Consider the following 22,289-nt stretch of genomic DNA (forward strand, 5'->3'; position numbering starts at 1 on the left):
TCGCGCAGTAACAGCCGCTGCTGGCGAGCTCTGCCGGGCTGAACCCGCACGGCAGCTTCGATCCGCCTGGCTGGAAGCAGTGGATTAAGATGCCGGCACCGCGCTGGTGTGCGCCTGTCCGATCTCTGCCTGTGTCCGAATTCCGAGTTGCCCTGGGTGCCCGTCGCGGCATGTTGCAGCGTGTGCTGTTGCTGGTCGCGTTGTGGATGGTGTGCATGGGCGCCGCCGTGGCGCAGGACGACGACACGCTGCTGGAGACCGCACAGACTCAGCTCGACAACATGCAGAAGGTGCTGACCCAGGCCGACGCGGGCATGGAGAAGGCCGACACCGAGCAGCTCGGCAAGCTCACCGACGATGTCGCCGGCGCGCAGCGGCAGGCGCAGGATCTGGTGCGCACGCTGGAGCAACCGCTCAAGGAGCTCAACGGGCGACTGGAGGGGCTCGGTGTCGCCGCGCCGAACGAACCGGCCGATCTGGCAAAACAGCGCAAGGCGCTGACTAAGGAGCGCGATCAGCTCAATGCCGAGTTCATCCGGGCCACGCTGCTGGTCTCCAATGCCAAGGAATTGGCCGACCGGCTCGAACGCGAGCGCGTGCAACGCTTCAGCGTGAAGCTCTCCACGCGGGTCGCCTCGCCGTTGTCGCCGACCTTGTGGAAACAGATCGCGCAGCAATGGCCCGACGATCGTGCCCGCCTGCAGGCCTTGTCCGACAAGACGGTGCAGATGGTGCAGGCAGGCATCGCCGCCAACGGCGTGGGCGGGCTGATGACCGCTGCCGTCATCGCGTTGCTGCTGGCGCTTCCGCTGCGCATCTTCCTGCGCCACCTGGGGCGTCGCTACGCGGCTTCACGTGCGCCCGGCGGACGCCTGCGACGCTCGGGGCTGGCACTGTGGTTTCTGCTGGTCGGCACGCTGACTCTGGGGATTGCGGCATTCGTGCTGGTCGAGGGCATCCGCGCGCTCGGCGAGCTGCCCGACGATCTGGACCAGTTGCTGACCGGATTCGTCGCCATCAGCGTGGTGGCCGCCTTCGTCGGTTCGCTCAGTGCCAGCCTGTTGATGAAACACCAGCCCAGCTGGCGTCTGTTCCCGCTGGACGATGCCACCGTCGACCGCCTGCGCGTGCATTGCCTGGCCACTGCGGCGGTGATCTGGTTCAGCGGCATGGCGATGAAGATCAACGAGGTGGCCGGCAGCAGCCCCGCACTGACCACCGCCACCGATGCGCTGGCCGCGTTGCTGTACGCGGGGTTGATCCTGTCGGCGTTGGCCGGGCTGAGCCTGTCCTTGCGCGCGCATGCGGCAAATGCCGGGGTGGCCGATCCGGACAGCGATGCGCCGCCGCCGGTGGTCTCGCGTGGTGGCGGCTTTATCGTGCTGATCCGCCTGCTGGGCCATCTGGCAGTGATCTTTGCGCTGATTGCGGCCTTGTTCGGCTATCTCAATCTGGCCTTGTTCGTGGAGCGGCAGATCATCTGGATCACCCTGGTATGCAGCCTGCTCGGCCTGCTGGTGGTCTTTGCCGACGATCTGATGACCTGGCTGTTCAAGCCCGACGGCCGCTTCAGCCGGGCCTTGTCGCATGCGCTCAGCATCGGCAGCGGACGCTTGGTGCAGCTCGGGCTGCTGATATCGGCGGCGACTCGCGTGCTGCTGGTGCTGCTGGGTATCGCGGTGCTGCTGACGCCGTATGGCGCCAACATCAGCGTGGTCACCGACTGGGCGGAGAACATCGCGCACGGCATCACCATCGGCAAGGAACTGGTGATCACCCCGGGCGATGTGTTCAGGGCGCTGTGCGTGTTCCTGCTCGGGATGGGGCTGGTGCACGTGGTGCAGCAGTGGCTGCTCAACACCTATCTGCCCAAGACCGAGCTCGATGACGGTGCGCGCAATTCCATCAGCACGGTGGCGCGCTACCTGGGCTGGCTGATCGTGGTGGTGTGGGGCCTGACTGCATTGGGCCTGGATCTGAAGCGGCTTGCGCTGGTGTTGAGCGCGCTGTCGGTGGGTATCGGTTTCGGTCTGCAGGCGATCACGCAGAACTTCGTGTCGGGCCTGATCCTGCTGGCCGAGCGGCCGGTGAAGATCGGCGATTGGGTGCGTATCGGCGATCAGGAGGGCGACGTGCGCAAGATCAGCGTGCGTGCGACCGAGATCCAGGTCGGCGACCGCTCCACCTTGATCGTGCCCAACTCGGAATTGATCACCAAGAGTGTGCGCAACATGACCCTGTCCAACCCGATGGGGCGGGTGCAGCTGCAGTTCTCGGTGCCGCTGGAAACCGACGTGGCAAAGGTGCGCAACATGCTGCTGGACCTGTTCGCCGAGCACACCAAGGTGCTGGCCGATCCGGCCCCCTCGGTGTTCATCGATTCGCTGGCCGGCGGGCACGTCAACTTCAATTCGTTCGCCTATGTGCGCAGCCCGCGCGATTCGTACGGGGTGCGCAGCGAGCTGTTCTTCGCGTTATTGCAGCGGATGGAAACGGCGGGGATTGCACTGCAATCGCCGCAGGAAATTCGCTTCAGCCGTGCAGGTGCCGCGGTGGCGCGCGATCCGGCCGATGGCACGCCTGCATCGGAAGATTGAGTCGGCGCGTGGATGCAGCGCGCGGGAGGGGGCGCTGCAGTGGGGCTTCGGATCTGCCGCGCTACAACTGAGTTATCCGAACCGTCCAACTGTTCCAAACAACCGGGATTTCGGGTGTTGGCGTTGTTTAGATACGGTCAAACGCCTAGGTCAAAAGCTGGTTGGTCGAGCGTGCGGTGCCCTCACCGCTTGCGGGACACGCCGTGAATCCGTCCATGGAGCAACTGTGTTGTTGGAGTGGCTCTGCCGCTCCGCAAGCCGGGCACGGTGGTGCTGGCCGCCTGTCGGCAGCCATGGCCCCATCGAGCGCATTGACACTCAGGTCGGGATGGCTTGGGCCTGTCCGGCTAGCGCATCTCTGGCGCGGGCGTTGAGGATGACCAGCATCTTGCGCATCGCCGCCACGACGGCGACCTTGCCGGGCTTTCCGCGTGCCCGCAGCGACCGATAAAACTCCCGGATCTGGGGCTCGTGCTGGATGGCCGACAGGCAGGCCATGTACAGCACGTTGCGCACCTCGATCCGCCCGCCGCCGATCCTGCGGATGCCGCGCGTGGTGCCGCTATCGTGGGCGATGGGAGCGACGCCGACCAGCTTGGCAATGGCCTTGCCATCAAGGGTGCCCAGCTCCGGCAGATAACTGGCGATCACCGCTTGCAGGATCGCTCCGACGCCTTTAAACGAACGCATCGCTTCCAACTGCGGTTGCTGGCGGACCTGTTCGGCGATGTGTTTTTCCAGTCGCACGCAGTGCTTTTTCATCTGCGTGATATTGGCCTGCAGCAGGCGGCGTAAGCTGGTGTCCGTCCCCTGTTCCAACTGGTTTTGCGCGCTTGTTGCCAGGTCCACAAGCTGCTGTCGCGCACGCACGAACTCGCGCAGCTTTCGCCGCCAAGGCTCCATCGGCTGATAGGCACGCAGCTCAAGGGTGGCCGCCATGCAGGCCAGATTGGTCGCATCCAGGCGATCTGTTTTTGCCGGCAAACCGGTGGCAGCAGCGAAGGCCTGGCAGCGGTACGCATCGGCCCGCACGACTTGGTGACCGGCGTCGAACAGGGCATCCAGTATCTGCTGTTCGTAACCGCCAGACGCCTCCAGGACAACCTGGCCAGCCTGCTGCGTCGCCAGCCAGGACAGAAGCTTGCGATGGCCCGCGGGTGTGTTGTGAAACCGCTCGAAAGGGCCGCGATGGACGGCCACATCCAACATGGCCTTGCACACATCAATCCCGATGCCGTTCATGAGTGAACTCCGTTAGGCTTAAAGGGTCGAGAGCTCCCCCGCCTGCCCAGCCTTACGTCTACGCGTGGCAACACTGGCAACTGTTCGGGCGATACGGGGGAGAAACCGACGTGGGCACCTGTCTCCACGACGATCGGCAATGATCTAGGCTCTAACGGTGGCCCACGTCGGCTCTCGACACCCAGACTGGCAGAATCCGAACAGATAAGGCTCCTTGGCGGCATTCATGCCGCCAAGGGTCCCGCAACCGGCAAGGACACCGCACCAGAAAGTTGCTCGGCTGCTTTTTTGAAAGCGTATCGCCCGGTTTGCACTGCGATAGGCGAATAAAAAGGTTGCAGGTCGCGTTTTGAAAACCTGCCCAATGCTCAACTTGCGATGCAAGGCTGCTCGCACGCACAGTGATCGAACAACGCAGTTCTCGCTCTGCCTGCGCCATGCACACCGACCATCCCGACAGGTCCTTGCCTGCTCACCGTCGCGGGACCTTACGCGGCATGGATGCTGCGTAAGAGCCTACAGGGACGTACTTGCGGCGTGTCCTGCGATGGTGGGCGGGCAAGGGCCCGCAGCCAGGCCACAGATCGCACGCTTCGAGTTTGCTCTTGAGCTTCGCCTTTGCCTTTGCCTCATCCAAATCGCCCGGCCTAGGACCAAAATGAAAGCCAGACTCAGGAGCGATCCGCGACCTGGGTCTGCTTCACCAGGGCCAGGTCGTCCACGCTGACGTCTTCGGTGTAGTCCAGCCAGGCGCGGATTTCCAGATCGTCCACCGCATGTTCCAGGCCTACCGGCATGCGGATGCGACCGGCCGCATCGGGCACCACCCATTGCTGGGCCAGCACCACCTTGCGCTCCGACGAGACTGCCTCTACCCAGAATGCACGCGTTGGCCGGCGCTTGGCGTACAGCTCCAGCATGTAACGACCGGCTTCGGTCTTGCGCGCGGCCTGGGTGAGCATGATCGGCTGGCGCACGCGTGGGCGCGGACCTTGCTGGCTGGCCTCCAGCGGCGCATCCACGGCGATGCCGCGGGTCAGGTCCGGGTCGCGGTACAGCTTCATGCTCTGGTGGCGGTCGACCACCAGCGCGCACCAATCGCCATCGGCCGAGCCGTCCTCGAACGCCGTGCAGCGATCCACATAGGCCAGCGTGCCCTCGGTGTGGGTGCGGTCGAACTGGCGCGAGGTGTTTTCCAGATAGACGGTTTTGAGGTTGGTGTCGTCGTCGTATTCCAGCAGCACCGGCGGGCGCACCTGCTGCACGCCCACCACCACATCGCCATTGCCGTTGATGCGCAGCATGCGGGTGCTGCGCCCGGTCCACAGCGTGCGTGCGTAAGCGAGATAGCGCGGGTAGTCCTTGCCGCTGTCGCGGCTGGCCGCAACGCTGGCGCTGGGGGGCGCATCGTTGGCCAGCAGCGAGCGGCCGAAGCCCAGCGTGCGCATGCCCGGCTCCAGCAACTGCAGCAGCGTCGCACCCGAATCCAGCGTGCTGCCGGCGCGTGTGACCACTTGCTGCGGGGCGATGTCCTTGCCCAGGAACAGCAGCAGATTTTCGCGCTTCTGCTTGGCCAGGACGTCGCTGAGATCGTTGGGCATCGCCAGGTGATCGGAGGCGATCACGATGATGGTGTTCTTGCCGTAGCGGCTATTGCGAATGCGCGCGACCAGCTCGCCGATCAGCCGGTCGCTGCACTTGAGCGCATGCAGCAGCCCGATGTCGCCCAACGCGCTGTCGTAGTGCTGGCCCTTGCACGCCAGCGGCAGATGGCCGGCAGGGTGGTGGGTGTCCATGGTCAGCGTGGTGAGCATGAATGGCTGGCCAGCGCGCGACAGCGTCTGGAAGCTGTCCCAGGCATCGTCCAGCAGCACGTCGTCATGCACGCCCCAGGCGGAAAAGTGTTTCGGCGCCACGCCCTTGTCGCGGAAGTAGCTGACGTCGTGCACCACGTCGAAGCCATGGCTGGACAGAAAACTGCCCTTGCCGGCAAAGCTGGCATCGGCGCCGCCGACATAGTGATTGCGGTAGCCCTGATCCTTGAGATAGTCGCCCAGGCAGCGCGCTTCCGGCAGGAACAGGCCCATGCGGCCCATGCTGTTTTCATCGCCGGGCGCGGTGGTCAGCGGCACGCCGCACATCGAGGCGACCATGCCGGCGATGGTCCAGCCGCTGCCCTCGGTGGAGGTGAGGTTGCGCACGTCCACCGCCTCGCTGGCCAGCGCGCGCAGGTTGGGCATCAGGCCGGGAAACACGTCTTCGTCGAAGTAGGTGCGTTCCAGGCTCTCGCCGTAGATCCACACGATGTTCTTGCGCTTCTGCAGGGGCTGCTGCGGCACCAGATATTCCGGTACCACGGTGGCGTAATCCACCGGGCGCAGCTGGTAGTACAGGCGTTTGCCGTCGCGGTACAAGGGGCTGACCGCGATGCTCACCAGCAACATCACCACGAAGCCACCGAATACCGCATTGCCGCCACGCGGGCGACGGAAACGTCGCACCCTGAGCAACACCAGCGGGCTGAGCGACAGCAGCACCATGCCGATAAACACGGCGATATAGCCGGAGAAATCGCTGACGCCGGCACCGTCCATGTCCGCGCGCAGGTGATACAGCGTGGCGGCGTTGATGCCGTCGCCGCTGAGGCGATCCACCAGGCCCCAGGCGCTGAGCAACAGCAGCAGCAACGACAACAATCCGGCCTTCAGCCACGCCAGACGCGGCGAGGCGACCAATAGCCAAAGCAGGAGCAACAGCGAAAACAACAACATCCAATGCATGCGGCAGCGTCCGTGGGGGAATGATGCGAGCGCGTACCGGACGCCTTGCTCGCCATGTCCTGTGCGCCACACCCAATGTGACACCCGGATGACGGACTATGCCGCGCTGAAGCTGACTGAAATGTTTGTTGGAGTTGAGCCCTTGTCGCAGCGCGGCGGATAGCGCGCGCTGACGATCAGCTGGTCGCGGTGGCGCTCGCTGAGGGATCCACGGTTTCTGTACTCCGCATCTGGCGCGGTTCTCGCGTATAGGCGATGTCTCTATAACGCTACATCGCCCGACCCACGTTGACAGCTTGACGCGGCGGTCTTTGCATGCGACGCCGGTTAAGCCGCGTCGCGCCCGGGTGCGCTCCTACGCGGGGGTGTGGCGCTATCGATGCCCGCGTTCTTCGCGTGCACGCACGCGGCGGTCGAACAGCAGCGCGCTGAGCACGATGCCCAGGCCCAGCACGACGCCGAGCAGGAACAGCACCATCGCGATCGCCGGATAGCCCCACAGCTTCAAGCCGGTTTCGATACGCATCATCTGCGCCGAGGCCATGATCAGCGCCGCAGTCACGATGCCGGCCGCCACGCGGTTGGCGATCTTCTGCAGGCTTTCCATCAGATGCGATTCTTCCAGCCCGGTGACGCGCATCTGCAGGCGGTTTTCCGCCGCCAGCGACAGGATCTCGGACATGCGGCGCGGTCCTTCGCGCACCAGATGCTGCAGTTCCATCGCCTCGCTGGCCAGATTGGCCGCCGACAGGGATTTTTTCAGGCGCGCGCGCATCACATGCTGCAGGTGGCGCTCGACGACGCGGCGCGTGTCCAGGTGCGGCGACAGCGTGCGGCACACGCCTTCCAGGTTCAACAAGGTCTTGCCGAGCAGGCTCAGCTCCGGCGGCGTGCGCAAGCCGTTGGCGGTGGCGATGCGCACCAGATCCAGCACCACGCGGCCCTCGGAGGTGGTGTCGTGCGCGGCGTAGCGGGCGATCATCTGCCCGGTTTCGCGCTGGTAGCGGTCTTCGTCGTAATCCTCCAGGCGCGTGCTCAGCGCGATGGTCTCTTCGGCGACCTCTTCGCCGCGGCCGTCGACCGCGGCGAACAGTAGCTTGAGCAAGCGCTCGCGCAGGCGCGGCGGCACATGCGCGACCATGCCCAGGTCGAAGATCGCCAGGCGCCCGTCCTGCAGCACACGCAGGTTGCCCGGATGCGGGTCGGCGTGGATTTCGCCATGCACGAACATCTGGTCCAGGTAGCCCTTGACCAGCTCTGCGGCCAGCTTGTCCATCGGCTGCTCGGTGCGGCGCAGGCCGGAGATCTTGTCCACGCGCACGCCTTCGGCCAGCTGCATGGTCAGCACCTTGCGGCTGCTCAGGTCCCACACCGGTTGCGGAATCCACAACAGTGGAAACGGCTTGAGATGCTTGCCGAAGCGCACCAGCGTCTCGGCCTCGTCCTGGTAATTGAGCTCGGCACGCAGGGTCTTGCCGAATTCGCCCAGCCAGTCGGCAAAGCGCACGCGCCGGCCGATACCGGTCAGGCGGTCGGCGGCGGTGGCAAAGCTCTTGAGCACGTCCAGATCCGAGCGTACCTGGGCGGCGACTTCGGGCTTTTGCACCTTGATCGCCACCGGGGTGCCGTCGCGCAGGGCGGCGCGGTGCACCTGCGCCAGCGAGGCGCAGCCCAGCGGCACCGGATCGAAAAACGAGAACGCCTTGTTGACCGACACACCGAGTTCTTCCTCGATGATCTGGCGGATACGCTCCACCGGCACCGAACTGGTGTTCTCCTGCATGCGTTCCAGCGCCGTGGCGAACTCCGGCGGCACGATGTCCGGCCGCGTGGACAGCATCTGGCCGAGCTTGACGAAGGTGGGGCCGAGCGCCTCCAGGTCGGAGACGAACTGGTCGGGCGTGCCTTCGGCGGGCACTTCGTACTCGTTGATTGCGGCCGGATCCAGGTTCATGCCGGCAAACACACCCGACCCGCGATACCGCAGCAACAGGCGCAGGATCTGCGTGCGACGGCTCATGCCGCCCACCACGCCGGTGTCGGCGGGGATCGCGGCCTGGGCCGGTGTGCGGTACGGGTCGTTCGGACTCAAGGCCATCTCCGGCGGTCGTGCAAGAGCGCGAGTGTGGCCAGCGGCGGGTCGTCGGGCGGTGAATCCAGGCAAGCGGCTACTGCGCGGTCGTGTGCGGCGAGGCCGATGGAAATGGCCGGATCGTGCGGCCGGCGGGCGTCGGCATCGCGCGCCAACGGTCGGCAACGGCGTGCAACGGCCTGCCATCACCCCAAACGGGCGCAGGATCGGCGAGAATCCACCGCCACTCACGAAGGACCTCCGCATGGCCGGTGCCAGCCTGTTCACCCTGCTCGACGACATCGCCACGCTGCTGGACGACGTTTCCATCCTGACCAAGGTCGCGGCCAAGAAGACCGCTGGCGTCCTCGGCGACGACCTGGCGCTCAATGCGCAGCAGGTCACCGGCGTCACCGCCGACCGCGAGCTGCCAGTGGTGTGGGCAGTGGCCAAGGGCTCGCTGATGAACAAGGTGATCCTGGTGCCGGCGGCGCTGGCGATCAGCGCGCTGGAAGCCTGGCTGCGCGGGCGCGGCTACAACGTGCCGCTGGTGATGCCGCTGATGATGATCGGCGGTGCCTACCTGTGCTTCGAGGGCGTGGAGAAGCTGGCGCACAAGTTCCTGCACAACCAGGACGAGGAAGCGCAGCGGCATGCCGAGCGCACCCGCGCGCTGGCCGATCAGAACGTGGACGTGGTGGCGCTGGAAAAGGACAAGGTCAAGGGCGCGATCCGCACCGACTTCATCCTGTCGGCGGAGATCATCGTGCTGTCGCTGGGCGTGGTGGCCGGGGTGTCGTTCGGCCAGCAGGTCGCGGTGCTGGTGGCGATCGCCCTGGCGATGACCATCGGCGTGTACGGCCTGGTCGCGGCCATCGTCAAGCTGGACGACCTGGGCCTGTACCTGAGCAAGAAGGGCGCGGCGTTGGCGGCGCTGGGCCGCGGCATCCTGGTGGCTGCGCCGTGGCTGATGAAGTTCCTGTCGGTGGCCGGCACGCTGGCGATGTTCCTGGTCGGCGGCGGCATCCTGGTGCACAACATTCCGGCGCTGCATCACCTGGTGCAGGACCTGGCCAAGTCGGCTGGCGGCATGGGCTGGCTGGTCGATGCACTGGGCAACATGCTGGTCGGCGTGGTTGCCGGTGCGATCGTGCTGGGCGCGGTGATGCTGTTCCAGAAGCTGCGCGGGAAGCCGGCGGCGCACTGACGCCGTGCCGCGGCGGGCTTGGGAGCCCCTGGCCGCCGCAAGGAAGCGGTTGGTCGTGGTGGGGGCCAGGCGGCAACCGAAGGACCTGCGGCGCCTCTGCGTCGTGCGCCGGTAACCCGGTCCAACCGGTCGATGCGGCAGACCGGGTTCGCGGCTAATCCGCGCTGATCACGCGATTCTTGCCGGCCGCCTTGGCGTCGTACATGGCGCGGTCGGCACGGCGGATCACATCGTCCTGGGCCTCGTCGAGATGGCGCAGTGCCACGCCGCCGCTGAAGCTGACGAACACGCGCACGTCCTCGTGCAGCAACGAGCGCTGGGCCAGTGCGCGCTGCAGGCGGATCACCGCCGCGCTGGCTTCGAAGATGGTGGAGTCCGGCAATAGCAGCACGAACTCCTCGCCGCCGAAGCGGGCGATGGCATCGGTGGTGCGCAACACCGACTTGGCCACGTCCACGGTGTGGCGCAGCGCGGCGTCGCCACCGGCGTGGCCGTGGGTCTCGTTGAGGCGGCGGAAGTCGTCCAGATCCAGCATCGCCACGCACAACGGTTGCCCGCCGCGCTGGGTGCGTGCGGCCTCGCGCTGGAACAGTTCCTCGAAACCGCGGCGGTTCAGCGCGCCGGTCAGCTGATCTTCGCGCACCAGCCCGGCCACGTCCCTGAGTTCCTGTTCGAGCGAGGCGATGCGCTGCTCGGCGTCCTCGACCTGGCGGCGTGCGGCCAGCAGTTCGTCGCGCGCGGCCAATGCCTGCGCCTGCACGCCGGCGGTGTCCTGCAGCACGTCCTGCAACAGCCGGTTGAGGTCGGGAATGCTGCGAGCGTCGCCGATCGCCTGCGAATAGCCGGCAACGCGATCGTGGTACTCGCCGGTGCTGGTGGCCATGCCGTCGAGCCGGTCGACGAAGGACACCATCATCTCGCGCATCGCGGTCTTGGAGTCGGCAATGCCTTGCTTGAGCAGGCCCTGCTTGTAGATGACCTCGCGCAAGGTGCCGCGTGCCTGTTCGATCGAGCCGACATCCAGCGGCCCGGAGATCAACTGCCGCACCACCGAGATCTGCCCCTGCAGCCAGCTGCGATCGTCGAGCAGTTCGCCGACGTTCTCCAACAACAGATCGAACAGGCCGAGCAGCAGGTTCTGCTGCTCGCTGGCATCTTCGGCACGCAGGCCGATCTGATGACTCAGTTCGCGCAGGCGCTGTTCCAGGGTGATCAGCTCATGGCCGGGGCGCCAATGGCGCAGTGCCGATGCCAGGGTCTGCGCTTCCTCGGCCAGTTCCGGGCTGCGTTGCAGCAGCGTGGACAGGGCATTGCCCAGCGCGTGCCGCAGCAGGTCGCGCAGTTGCTCGGCTTCGGTGCGTCCTTCGGCCAGCGAGTCGCCGGTATCGATGGTGCGGATGTACTTGTCGATCAGTTGCCGCAAGGCGCGGCCGTAGCCGGGCCAGTCGCCGGCCGCATAAGCCGCGCTCAGGCGCACGCCCATGTCGCCGAGTTCGCCATGCAGGCTGGTGATGCCTTCGGCAAAGGCCAGCAGCAAGGCCTCCGGATGCGCGGCGTGCGAGAACAGCCGCATCAACAGGGCGGTGGCGGCCGCCGGGTCGTGCGCGCCGGACTTGTTCTTGGCCGGCACCAGCTGATGCGCGGCCAGGCCGTGCCCGCCGCGCTCGCTGCCGATCACGCTGGGCAGGGCGGCGGCCGGACGCGCGCTGTCCGCGCCGCCCCAGGGCAACAGGCGGCGCAGCCCGCCACGTGGGCGGCTTGGAAGTTCAGGCTGGTCTGCCATGCGCCGGGATCTCGGAAAGTCGTGGTGCCATCGCTGGTTATCGGCGCGCAGGCGGCGCGCTTAAGCGGTCTGGGCAGTTCTGCGCAGTTCCGGCATGCCCACCCGATGCCAGGCGGTGGGCGATGCGCGACCTGCGCGCATGCCTGAACAAGTCAGGCGGATGATGGCGGGCGCCGCCGTCATCGCCCGCTTTCGGTGCGTTTCAACAACCGCGCACCACGGCAGGGATGTCATCGCACTGCAATGCGGCGCTTATGCCAGTAGGCATGCGCAACCATGCGCAAGGGAATGTAGCTGTCGCAGAAAAGTCAGCACGTATTCACGCATATTTTATTTGCACGGGGTGTAGATTCATCTCAAGGACGACGTGGAGTACGCGCGTTGGCCCCGCTCCTCATTCGTAGCAGGTCGTCTGGCTGAATCGGCAGATGATGGTTGTCGCTTCGCTGTTTTCCGTCTCCACCCACTTTACGACGGACGTTTAGATGGTTGCCATGATGCCGCTTCACGCTACTACCGCACGCTTCGAGCGCAGCACGATGCTCCCCACTCTGAAGAAGAGCGGGCGACCGCGTGATGCACGTGGCCGCTTCATTCGCCATCACGAGCGTCTGCCGGTGTCGCCGGCCGATACCCGCGGCGCCTTGTTCGTGGTTTCGGAGATGGCGGACTTCATCAAGGCGGGCGGTCTGGGCGATGTGGCTGCGGCGCTGCCACGCGCGCTGCGCCATCGCTACGACGTTCGTGTGCTGATCCCCGGCTACCGCGCGGTGCTGGCGCGCGCGGGCAAGGTGGAGATCGTCGGCCGGGTGCTGGCGCATGCCGCACTGCCGGCCTGCGACATCGGCCGCATCGTGCAATCGGACGGCCTGCCGATCTACATCCTGCTGTCCAAGGAATTGTTCGAACGCGACGGCTCGCCCTATGTGAGCACCAGCGGCTCGGAATTCGAAGACAACGCGATCCGCTTTGCCACCTTGTCGCATGCCGCTGCGCAGATCGCCGCCGGCCATGCCGGACTGGGCTGGAAGCCGCGCCTGCTGCACCTCAACGACTGGCCGTGTGCGCTGGCGGCCGCCTATGTGCGCTGGTCCGGCGGCACCACGCCGTGCCTGTTGACCATCCATAACCTGGCCTACCAGGGCCTGGTGCCGTATTCGATGGCCGCTGCGCTGGGCATCCCGGCCGAGCGTGTGGCCGAGCTGGAGTTCTACGGGCAGATGTCGTTCCTGCGCGGCGGCATCGTGCATGCCGACCACGTCAACACGGTCAGCGTCAGCTATGCCCAGCAGATCACCGGCCCGGCGCAGGGCTGTGGCCTGGACCGCCTGCTGGCCGGCCGCGCCGCCAAGGGCGCGCTGACCGGCATCGTCAACGGCATCGACGCCAGCTGGGACCCGCGTACCGACGAATATCTGGACACGCACTTCAGCGTCAATCAGTGGCAGGGCCGTCAGGCCAACGCCGCGCAGGTGCGCAAGGCCTTCGGGCTGCGCGAGAGCACCGGCCCGCTGTTCGCTGTGGTGTCGCGGCTGGTGCACCAGAAGGGCCTGGACCTGATCTGCGAGGTCGCCCCGCAGATCGTGGCGGCCGGCGGCCAGATCGCGGTGATCGGCGGCGGCGAGCCGGAGATCGAGCAGCAGGTCGCCGAGCTGACCCGGCGCTATCCGGGCCAGGTGGGCGCCTTCATCGGTTTCGAGGAAGGCCTGGCGCGGCGCATGTTCGCCGGCGCCGACTTCTTGCTGATGCCGTCGCGCTTCGAGCCGTGCGGCTTGAGCCAGATGTATGCACAGCGCTTCGGCTGCCTGCCGATCGCGCACGCTACCGGTGGCCTGATCGACACCGTGGATGACGGCGTCACCGGCTTTTTGTTCCAGCACGCCAGTGTCGAGGCCTTGCGCCGCTGCCTGGAGCGCGCATTCCGCACCTTCCGCTTGCCCAGCCTGCTGTCGGCGATGCGCCGCGCGGCGATGCTGCGTCCCAGTGGTTGGGATGTGGCGGGCAAGAAATACCTCTCGCTGTACGAACGCACCGCCGCAACCGCTCCCGCGCTTGCGACGGTGTCATGAGCGAACGGCTGGGCGTGCAGGGGCAGGAAACGGAAGCGACGGCGGTGACCATGGATGGGATGTCGGATCTGGTGCAGAGCGTGCAGGCGCTGGCCGATGGCCTGCCTGCCGATGCATTCGCGGTATTGGGCCCGCATTCCCAGGCAGACGGCCGCCGGCTGGTGCGCGTGCTGGCGCCCGGTGCCGAGGCGATGGGCCTGATCGATCCACGCGGCAAGTTGCTGGCGCGCATGCAGGCTGGCCCGGTCGATGGCGTGGTCGAGGGCACGCTGGCGGTCGAAGGCCCGTATCGGCTGCGCATCGTGTGGCCGGATGTGGTGCAGGAGATCGAAGACCCGTACGCCTTTGCCGCCACGCTGGACGAATCCACCCTGCTGCAGATCGCTGCCGGCGATGGCCAGGCGTTGCGCCGTGCCCTGGGTGCCCAGCACCTGCACTGCGACGACGTGCCCGGGGTGCGCTTTGCAGTGTGGGCGCCGCATGCGCAACGCGTGGCGGTGGTGGGCGATTTCAATGGCTGGGACATGCGCCGGCACCCGATGCGCCCGCGCATCGGCGGGTTCTGGGAGCTGTTCCTGCCGCGTGTGGAAGCCGGCACGCGCTACAAGTACGCCATCACCGCTGCCGATGGCCGCGTATTGCTCAAGGCCGACCCGGTGGCGCGCCAGAGCGAATTGCCGCCGGCCACCGCCTCGGTGGTGCCGGGCGCGGCTGCGTTTGCCTGGACCGATGCCGCCTGGATGGCCGCGCGCGATGCCAGTGCCGCGCCGGCGCCGCTGTCGATTTATGAAGTGCATGCCGCGTCCTGGCGGCGCGATGGGCACAACCAGCCGCTGGACTGGCCAGGGCTGGCCGCACAACTGATCCCCTATGTGCAGCAGCTCGGCTTCACCCATATCGAGTTGCTGCCGATCACCGAACATCCGTTCGGCGGCTCCTGGGGCTATCAACCTTTGGGGCTGTACGCACCGACTGCGCGCCACGGCAGCCCGGATGGCTTTGCCCAGTTCGTCGACGCCTGTCATCGCGCCGGCATCGGCGTGATCCTGGACTGGGTCAGCGCACACTTTCCCGATGATGCACACGGCCTGGCGCAGTTCGACGGCGCCGCGGTGTACGAGCATGCCGACCCGCGCGAAGGCATGCATCGCGACTGGAACACGCTGATCTACAACTACGGCCGGCCCGAAGTGACCGCCTACCTGCTGGGCAGCGCGCTGGAGTGGATCGATCACTACCACCTCGACGGCCTGCGCGTGGATGCAGTGGCTTCGATGCTGTATCGCGACTATGGCCGTGCCGAAGGCGAGTGGGTGCCCAACGCGCATGGCGGCCGCGAGAATCTGGAAGCGGTCGCCTTCCTGCGCCAGCTCAACAGCGAGATCGCCACGCGCTTTCCCGGTGTGCTGAGCATCGCCGAAGAGTCCACCGCCTGGCCGGGCGTGACCGCGCCGATCAGCGAGGGCGGACTGGGCTTCACCCACAAATGGAACATGGGCTGGATGCACGACACGCTGAGCTACATGCAGCGCGATCCGGCCGAGCGCGCACAGCACCATAGCCAGCTCACCTTCGGCCTGGTGTACGCGTTCTCCGAGCGTTTCGTGCTGCCGCTCTCGCACGACGAAGTGGTGCACGGCAGCGGTGGCCTGCTCGGGCAGATGCCCGGCGACGACTGGCGGCGCTTTGCCAACCTGCGCGCCTATCTGGCGCTGATGTGGGCGCACCCGGGCGACAAGCTGCTGTTCATGGGCGCCGAATTTGGCCAGTGGAACGACTGGAATCACGATCAATCGCTGGACTGGCATCTGCTCGACGGCGCGCCGCATCGCGGCGTGCAGCAACTGGTCGGCGATCTCAACGCCGTGTTGCGACGGGTACCGGCGCTGTATCGCGGCACGCATCGTGCCGACGGTTTCGACTGGAGCGTGGCCGACGATGCGCGCAACAGCGTACTGGCGTTCATCCGCCACGATCCCGATGGCGGCGCACCCTTGCTGGCGGTGAGCAACCTCACCCCGCAACCGCACCACGACTATCGCGCTGGCGTGCCGCGTGCCGGCGGCTGGCGCGAAATCCTCAATACCGACAGTGCCCATTACGGTGGCAGCAACCTCGGCAACAGCGGTCGCCTGGCGACCGAGCCGATGGGCATGCACGGGCACGCACAACGCCTGCGCCTGACCCTACCGCCGCTGGCCACGATCTATCTGCAAGCGGAGAAATAAGAATGAACGAGCGCAACGACACCACGCCGGCATGGGGTGCATGGCCAGCGGGTGAGGGACAGGTGCGCTTCGCGCTCTGGGCACCGGACGCCAAAAGCGTGGAAGTGGTCTTCGACGACGGCGCGCGCGTCGCGTTGCAGGCCGCGCAGGATGGCTTCTTCAGCGCGGTGATCGAATGCGCGGCGGATGCGCGCTATCGGTACAGCGTCGATGGCGGCGAACCGGTGCCGGATCCGGCCTCGCGCTGGCAGCCCGAGGGCGTGCACGGCCCCAGCGCCGTGCAGCGCAGCGATGGCTACGCCTGGCAGAACACCCAGTGGCAGGGACGGCCGTGGGGCGAGGCGGTGATCTACGAACTGCACGTCGGCACCTGCGGCGGCTATGCCGGTGTGCAGGCGCAACTGCCGCAGCTGGCGGCGATGGGCATCACCGCGATCGAGCTGATGCCGCTGAGCGCATTTCCGGGCGCGCACAACTGGGGCTACGACGGCGTGCTGCCGTATGCACCGGTAGAAGCCTATGGCACGCCGGACCAATTGAAGGCGCTGATCGATGCCGCGCACGGACACGGCCTGATGGTGTTGCTGGACGTGGTCTATAACCACTTCGGCCCGGACGGCAATTATCTGCACAGCTATGCCGCCCCGTTCTTCAACGAGGACAAGCCCACGCCGTGGGGCGCGGCGATCGATTTCCGCAAGCCGCAGGTGCAGCGTTACTTTCTCGACAATGCGCTGATGTGGCTGCACGAATATGGCTTCGACGGCCTGCGCCTGGATGCGGTGCATGCGATCACCCCGAACGCCTTCCTGGATACCTTGCGGCAGACCGTGCAGGCCAGCCTGCCGGCCGGCCGCCACGTGCATCTGGTGCTGGAAAACGAGGCCAACCAGGCGTCGCAGCTGCAACGCGGCTACACGGCGCAATGGGACGACGATTTCCACAACGCCCTGCATGTGCTGCTGACCGGCGAAGAGGAAGGCTATTACGCCGCCTTCGCCGACAAGCCCACCGAACACCTCGCGCGCGTGCTCGGCGAAGGCTTCGCCTACCAGGGCGAGCCGGACCCGCGCGGGCATGTGCGCGGCGAGCCCAGCGGGGCGCTGCCGCCGCACAAGTTCGTGGTCTTTGCGCAGAATCACGACCAGATCGGCAACCGTGCGCGCGGCGAGCGGCTGAGCGTGCTGGTATCGCCGCAACGCCTGCGTGCTGCGCTGGCGCTGACCACGCTGACGCCGATGATTCCGTTGTTCTTCATGGGCGAGCCGTGGGGCGCCACGCAGCCGTTCCTGTTCTTCACCGACTTCGGCCCGCCGCTGGACGATGCGGTGCGCGAAGGGCGCCGTCGCGAATTCGCGCATTTCGCCGCATTCGCCGACGAAGCGCAGCGGGCCACCATTCCCGATCCTAACAGCCACGACACGTTCGCCGCCTCGCGCTCGCCGATCGAAGACGCCGCGCAGGGCGAAGGCGTGCAGTGGACAGCCTGGTTCAAGGCGCTGCTGGGCGTGCGCCGCCAGTGGCTGGTACCGGGGCTTGCACAGGCGCGCGCGGTGGGCGCCAGCGTGCTGGCCGATGGCGCAGTGACCGCCAGTTGGGAACTGCCCGACGGGCTGTGGCATATCGCCTTTAACGTCGGTGCCTCGGCGGTGCCGATGCCGCCGCTGCGTGGCCGCGTGGCGCATGTCGAAAACGTCGCTGCCGACGCGCAGCAGTTGCCGGTCGATGGCTTCATCGCCTGGCACGAGGCGCGCGCATGAGTACCCGTGATCTGAGCAGGAGCGATCTGCATGCGCTGGCCGGCGCGGCCGGGGTGATGGTGGACTGGGTGGATGCCAGCGACCAGCCGCGGCAGGTGTCCGACCAATCGCTGCATGCGGTGCTCACCGCGCTGGAACTGCCTGCCGGCACCGCTGCGCAGCGCGAAGACAGCCTGCGTCGTTGCAAGGCGCACGCCACCGAGCCGGCGCCGCTGCTGACCGTGCAGGTGGCCGGGTTGCTGCCGGTGTCGGTTGCCGCCAATGCCAGCGGCCGTTGGCTGGACGACAGCGGCGCCAGCGAGCCGGCGCATGCCGATGCGCAGGGGCAGGTGCGTGCGCCGCAGCGTTTCGGCTACTGGACGCTGCAGATCGGCAGCCTGACCCAGCAGGTTGCGGTCGCCCCGCAACGCTGCTTCAGCGTGGCCGATGCCTGTGGCCTGCCGGCACCGCGTGCCTGGGGCATGGCGCTGCAGGTGTATTCGGCACGCAGCATCGACGACGCCGGCATCGGCGACGCATCGGGCACGGTGGAATGGGTGCGGCATGCCGCACTGGCCGGCGCCGATGCCCTGGCCCTGAGCCCGGTGCATGCCGCGCGCCCGGTCACCGGCGGTTACAGCCCGTATTCGCCCAGCGACCGGCGTTTTCTCGATCCCCTGCATGCCGCACCGGTGCGCGTATTGGGCGAGCTCGCACTGGAGGCGATCAACGAGGTGCCCGGCCTGCGCGAGCGCTTCGATACGCTGCACCATAGCGCCCTGATCGACTGGCCGGCCTCGGCGCAGGCCAAGTGGCAGCTGTTGCGCCATCTCTACACCCGCGTGCCCGCCGATCACCCCGATCTGGCTGCCTTCCGCAGCGAGGGCGGTGAGGCGCTGGAGGGCTTTGCACGGTTTGCCGCGCAGGATTTCGGCGATGGCGATCCGCAGCTGCACGTGTTCACGCAATGGCTGGCGGCGCGCAGCTGGTCCGATGCGCAACGCGAGGCGCACGAGCGCGGCATGAAGATCGGGTTGATCGCCGACCTGGCCGTCGGCTTCGATCCCAATGGCGCCGAAGCCGCGGCGGCCGCCGACACCGTGCTGCGCGGCCTGGTGCTGGGCGCGCCGCCGGACGCCTTCAATGCCGACGGCCAGCACTGGGGCATCGGTGCGTATTCGCCCACCGCATTGCGGCGTAGCGGCTATGCACCGTATATAGCGTTGCTGCGCGCAGTGCTGCGCGACCGCGGCGGCATCCGCATCGACCATATCCTGGGGTTGTTGCGGTTGTGGGTAGTGCCGGAAGGCGCCAGCTCCAACGAAGGCGCGTATCTGGCCTATCCGCTGCACGATCTGCTCAACCTGCTCGCGCTGGAATCGTGGCGGCACCGGGCGATCGTGATCGGCGAAGACCTCGGCGTGGTGCCGCCGGGCATCCGCGAGGAACTGTCGCGGCGCGGGGTGATGGGCATCGATGTGCTGATGTTCACCCGCGACGACGACGGCGCCTTCGTCTCGCCGGCGCTGTGGCGGCCGGATGCGGTGGCCACCACCACCACGCACGATCTGCCCACCCTGACCGGCTGGCGCGAAGGCCGCGATATCGACTGGCGACGCAAGCTGGAGCTGATCCAGCCCGCGCAGGCCAGCGATGACGCCACCGCGCGCAGCAAGGATCTGGCACGCCTGGATGCGGCGGTCGAACACGCCGGCCTCAGCGCTGCGGACGATCCGCTGCTGGGCGCGCTGCGCTTCACCGCCACCAGCGTGTCGCCCCTGGCCTTGCTGCCGGTGGAAGACGCGCTGGCGCTGGAAGAACAACCCAATCTGCCGGGCACCGTCGAGGTCCATCCCAACTGGCGTCGACGCCTGCCCGATCCCTTGCCGCATGCGCGCCAGAGTACGGCGCTGCAGGGCTTTGCCGAGGCGCGTCGCGTCGCGGCTGTTTCGGAACCGCATCCATGATCGAGCTTCGCGCCACCGCCCGCCTGCAGCTGCATGTCGGCTTCACCTTGCACGATGCGCTCGCGCAGGTGCCGTATTACGCCGGCCTCGGCATCAGCCATCTGTACCTGTCGCCGATCGGCACTGCGGTGCCGGGCTCGACCCACGGCTACGACAATATCGACCCGACCGTGGTCAATCCCGAGCTCGGCGGCGAAGACGCGCTGATCGCCCTGTCGCAGGCCGCGCGCGAGCACGGCATGGGCCTGATCGCCGACATCGTGCCCAACCACATGGCCACGCATGCGGACAACGCATGGTGGTGGGATGTGCTGCGCAATGGCCGCAGCGCCAAGCATGCCGACTGGTTCGACATCGATTGGCGCGCGCCCGGGCGCGACGGCAAGTTGTGGCTGGCGGTGCTGGATCGCCCGTATGCCACCGCACTGGCCGAAGGCCTGATCACGCTGGTGGTGGAGGACGACGGCAGCGCGGCACTGGCGCATTACGACCAGCGTTACCCGATCCGCCCGCAGACGCTGGAAGTGCCCGAAAAGGCCGCCCGCGCGCAATGGCTGCGCGACTACAACGACGGCGCCAAGCGCGGCGATGGCCGTCTGCACAAGCTGATCGAGCGCCAGCCGTACCGCCTGAACTGGTGGCGCGTGGGCAACGACATGCTCAACTACCGTCGTTTCTTCGATATCACTTCGTTAGTGGCGTTGCGCGTGGAGCTGCCGGCGGTGTTCGACGCGGTACATGCGCTGCCGCTGCGGCTGGTGGCCGAAGGCCATCTGGACGGCTTGCGCATCGACCATGTGGACGGGCTCACCGACCCCACCGGCTATGTGCGCAAGCTGCGCAGCCGGCTGGATGCGGCCGGCCGCACGCGTGGCCTCAAGCCCGGCACGCTGGGGTTGTATCTGGAAAAGATCCTGGCGCCCGGCGAAGCCTTGCCGGCCGACTGGCCCTGCGATGGCACCACCGGCTACGACTTCATGGACCAGGTCGGCGGCGTGCTGCATGACCCGGCCGGCTTCAAGCCGCTGGCGCGTGCCTGGCAAAAGGTGAGCGGGCGCAGTGGCGACTTCGCACAGGAAGAGCGCAGCGCACGCGACGAGATCCTGCGCGGCCCGCTGCAGACCGAATTCAATCGCGCCGTCGGTGCGTTGTCGGCACTGGCGCGACTGGACCCGCCCACGCGCGAGTTCAGCCCGCAGATGCTGGCGCGCGGCCTGTGCGTGTTGCTGCGCTGGTTCCCGGTGTACCGCACCTACGCCGGTGCCAAGGGCGTGACCGGCAGCGAAGCCGAGCGCCTGCGCGCCACCGCCGCGCGTGCGCGCGAGGGCATGCCGGAGTCGATCGTTGCGGCCGTCGACGCGATCGAGCGCTGGCTGCTCGACGATGCCGGCGCCGACCGCGCGCAGGTCGCCTTGCGGCGCATCCTGCGTCGTCGCGTGGAGCAGTTGTCCGCACCGCTCAATGCCAAGTCGGTGGAAGACACCGCGTTCTACCGGCATGGCGTGCTGCTGTCGCGCAACGAGGTCGGCAGCCATCCGACCCACTTCGCCAACGAGGCGGCCGAGTTCCACGCGCAGAATCTCGAACGCGCCAAACACTTCCCGCGCGCGTTGCTGGCCACCGCCACGCACGACCACAAGCGCGGCGAAGACCTGCGCATGCGGCTGGCGGTGCTCTCCGAGCAACCGCGCTGGTGGATCGAGCAGAGCAGCCAGTTCGATGCCCTGACCGAGGCGCTGGACTCGCCGGCCTTGGCCGGTGGCGACCAGCAGATGCTCTGGCAGACCCTGGTGGCCGCCTGGCCGATCGGCCTGGGCGCCGACCAGACCGAGCCGCTGGCCGAGTACGCCGAGCGCATTGCGCAGTGGCTGCTCAAGGCGGTGCGCGAAGCCAAGCTGCACACCAGCTGGACCGATGGCTCGCCGGCCTACGAGCAGGCCGTGCAGGCCACCGTGGAGCAGGTGCTGTGCAGCCGCGCCGGGTTGCCGCTGCGGCGGGCGCTGCTGCGCGCCAGCAACCACATCGCCGCGGCCGGTGCGCGCAACGCGCTGGTGCAGACCACGTTGCGCCTGACCGTGCCGGGCGTGCCCGACCTGTACCAGGGCACCGAAGGCTGGGATCTGTCGCTGGTGGACCCGGACAACCGCCGCCCGGTCGACTATGCGCAGCGCCAGCAATGGCTGGAGCGGGCGCGCGACTGGAACACGCTGCTGCGCAGCTGGCGCGATGGCGCGGTCAAGGCACGTCTCACCGCATTGCTGTTGCAGCTGCGTGCCGAACATCCGTCGCTGTTTGCGAAGGGCGATTATCAGCCCTTGACCGTGGCGGTCAGCGGCGATGCGCAGGTGCTGGCGTTCCGCCGCCAGTACCGCGGCCAGTCGCTGGTGGTGGCAGTGACGCGGCTGGGTGCCGGCAACCAGGGCGATGGCGACCTGCCGCTGCTGGTGCCGCCTGCAGCCTGGGGTCAGGCGTCGTTGGCATTGCCGCCCGCCACGTATCGTAATGTGCTCGATGGCAGCACGCTGCAGCCGCAAGGCGGCCGCGTGGCGATATCCACGCTGTTTGCACGTGCGCCAGTGGCAGTGTTGTTGACCCCCTAAGAGAAC

Annotated in this window: 11 protein-coding genes; 7 read left to right on the forward strand and 4 right to left on the reverse strand. The window is 67.2% G+C overall.

The window, feature by feature from the left end; genetic code table 11:
* Positions 1 to 173 precede the first annotated feature (173 nt).
* Complete coding sequence (locus tag XARJCFBP2528_RS08170; protein WP_026064497.1) at positions 174 to 2,597, forward strand: DUF3772 domain-containing protein; 2,424 nt, start codon at positions 174 to 176, stop codon at positions 2,595 to 2,597.
* A gap of 318 nt (positions 2,598 to 2,915) precedes the next feature.
* Here XARJCFBP2528_RS08170 and XARJCFBP2528_RS08175 read toward each other — a convergent pair whose 3' ends face one another.
* The 3 genes from XARJCFBP2528_RS08175 to XARJCFBP2528_RS08185 all read right to left on the reverse strand — a co-directional run bounded on the left by XARJCFBP2528_RS08175 (position 2,916) and on the right by XARJCFBP2528_RS08185 (position 8,717).
* A complete protein-coding gene (locus XARJCFBP2528_RS08175; RefSeq protein ID WP_016905123.1) occupies positions 2,916 to 3,839 on the reverse strand; it encodes an IS110 family RNA-guided transposase in 924 nt (307 codons plus the stop codon).
* Between the two features lie 671 nt (positions 3,840 to 4,510).
* On the reverse strand, positions 4,511 to 6,619 hold the full coding sequence (locus tag XARJCFBP2528_RS08180) for a phosphoglycerol transferase I (RefSeq protein ID WP_016901677.1): 2,109 nt from the start codon (positions 6,617 to 6,619) through the stop codon (positions 4,511 to 4,513).
* Positions 6,620 to 6,992: 373 nt separating this feature from the next.
* Positions 6,993 to 8,717 (reverse strand): ABC1 kinase family protein, encoded by a 1,725-nt coding sequence (locus XARJCFBP2528_RS08185; RefSeq protein WP_016901676.1) that lies wholly within the window; start codon positions 8,715 to 8,717, stop codon positions 6,993 to 6,995.
* A gap of 238 nt (positions 8,718 to 8,955) precedes the next feature.
* On the opposite strand from XARJCFBP2528_RS08185, the gene XARJCFBP2528_RS08190 reads away from it, so the two are divergent.
* Positions 8,956 to 9,897, forward strand: coding sequence for a DUF808 domain-containing protein (locus tag XARJCFBP2528_RS08190; RefSeq protein WP_016901675.1), 942 nt, complete (start codon positions 8,956 to 8,958; stop codon positions 9,895 to 9,897).
* Positions 9,898 to 10,051: 154 nt separating this feature from the next.
* Here the strand turns inward: XARJCFBP2528_RS08190 and XARJCFBP2528_RS08195 are convergent, their stop codons facing one another.
* Positions 10,052 to 11,680 (reverse strand): GGDEF domain-containing protein, encoded by a 1,629-nt coding sequence (locus XARJCFBP2528_RS08195; RefSeq protein WP_026064139.1) that lies wholly within the window; start codon positions 11,678 to 11,680, stop codon positions 10,052 to 10,054.
* Positions 11,681 to 12,165: 485 nt separating this feature from the next.
* Between XARJCFBP2528_RS08195 and glgA the strand changes: the two genes are divergently transcribed.
* From glgA to treY, 5 genes are read left to right on the forward strand one after another with little or no spacing between them, the layout of a single operon-like run.
* The gene (gene glgA, locus XARJCFBP2528_RS08200) at positions 12,166 to 13,749 is read left to right on the forward strand and encodes a glycogen synthase GlgA (protein WP_026064138.1); all 1,584 of its coding nucleotides are present in this window, start codon (positions 12,166 to 12,168) and stop codon (positions 13,747 to 13,749) included.
* A complete protein-coding gene (locus XARJCFBP2528_RS08205; RefSeq protein WP_016901666.1) occupies positions 13,746 to 15,977 on the forward strand; it encodes a 1,4-alpha-glucan branching enzyme in 2,232 nt (743 codons plus the stop codon). Before glgA ends, XARJCFBP2528_RS08205 begins: the two co-directional genes overlap by 4 nt.
* Positions 15,978 to 15,979: 2 nt before the next feature.
* Positions 15,980 to 17,737, forward strand: a complete 1,758-nt coding sequence (gene treZ, locus XARJCFBP2528_RS08210) for a malto-oligosyltrehalose trehalohydrolase (RefSeq protein WP_016901665.1) — start codon at positions 15,980 to 15,982, stop codon at positions 17,735 to 17,737.
* A complete protein-coding gene (locus XARJCFBP2528_RS08215; RefSeq protein ID WP_016901664.1) occupies positions 17,734 to 19,683 on the forward strand; it encodes a 4-alpha-glucanotransferase in 1,950 nt (649 codons plus the stop codon). Before treZ ends, XARJCFBP2528_RS08215 begins: the two co-directional genes overlap by 4 nt.
* The gene (gene treY / locus XARJCFBP2528_RS08220; protein WP_039811753.1) at positions 19,680 to 22,283 is read left to right on the forward strand and encodes a malto-oligosyltrehalose synthase; all 2,604 of its coding nucleotides are present in this window, start codon (positions 19,680 to 19,682) and stop codon (positions 22,281 to 22,283) included. Before XARJCFBP2528_RS08215 ends, treY begins: the two co-directional genes overlap by 4 nt.
* Positions 22,284 to 22,289 lie beyond the last annotated feature (6 nt).

Origin of the sequence: Xanthomonas arboricola pv. juglandis (genome assembly GCF_001013475.1) — a bacterium.
GTDB classification, from domain to species: domain Bacteria; phylum Pseudomonadota; class Gammaproteobacteria; order Xanthomonadales; family Xanthomonadaceae; genus Xanthomonas; species Xanthomonas arboricola.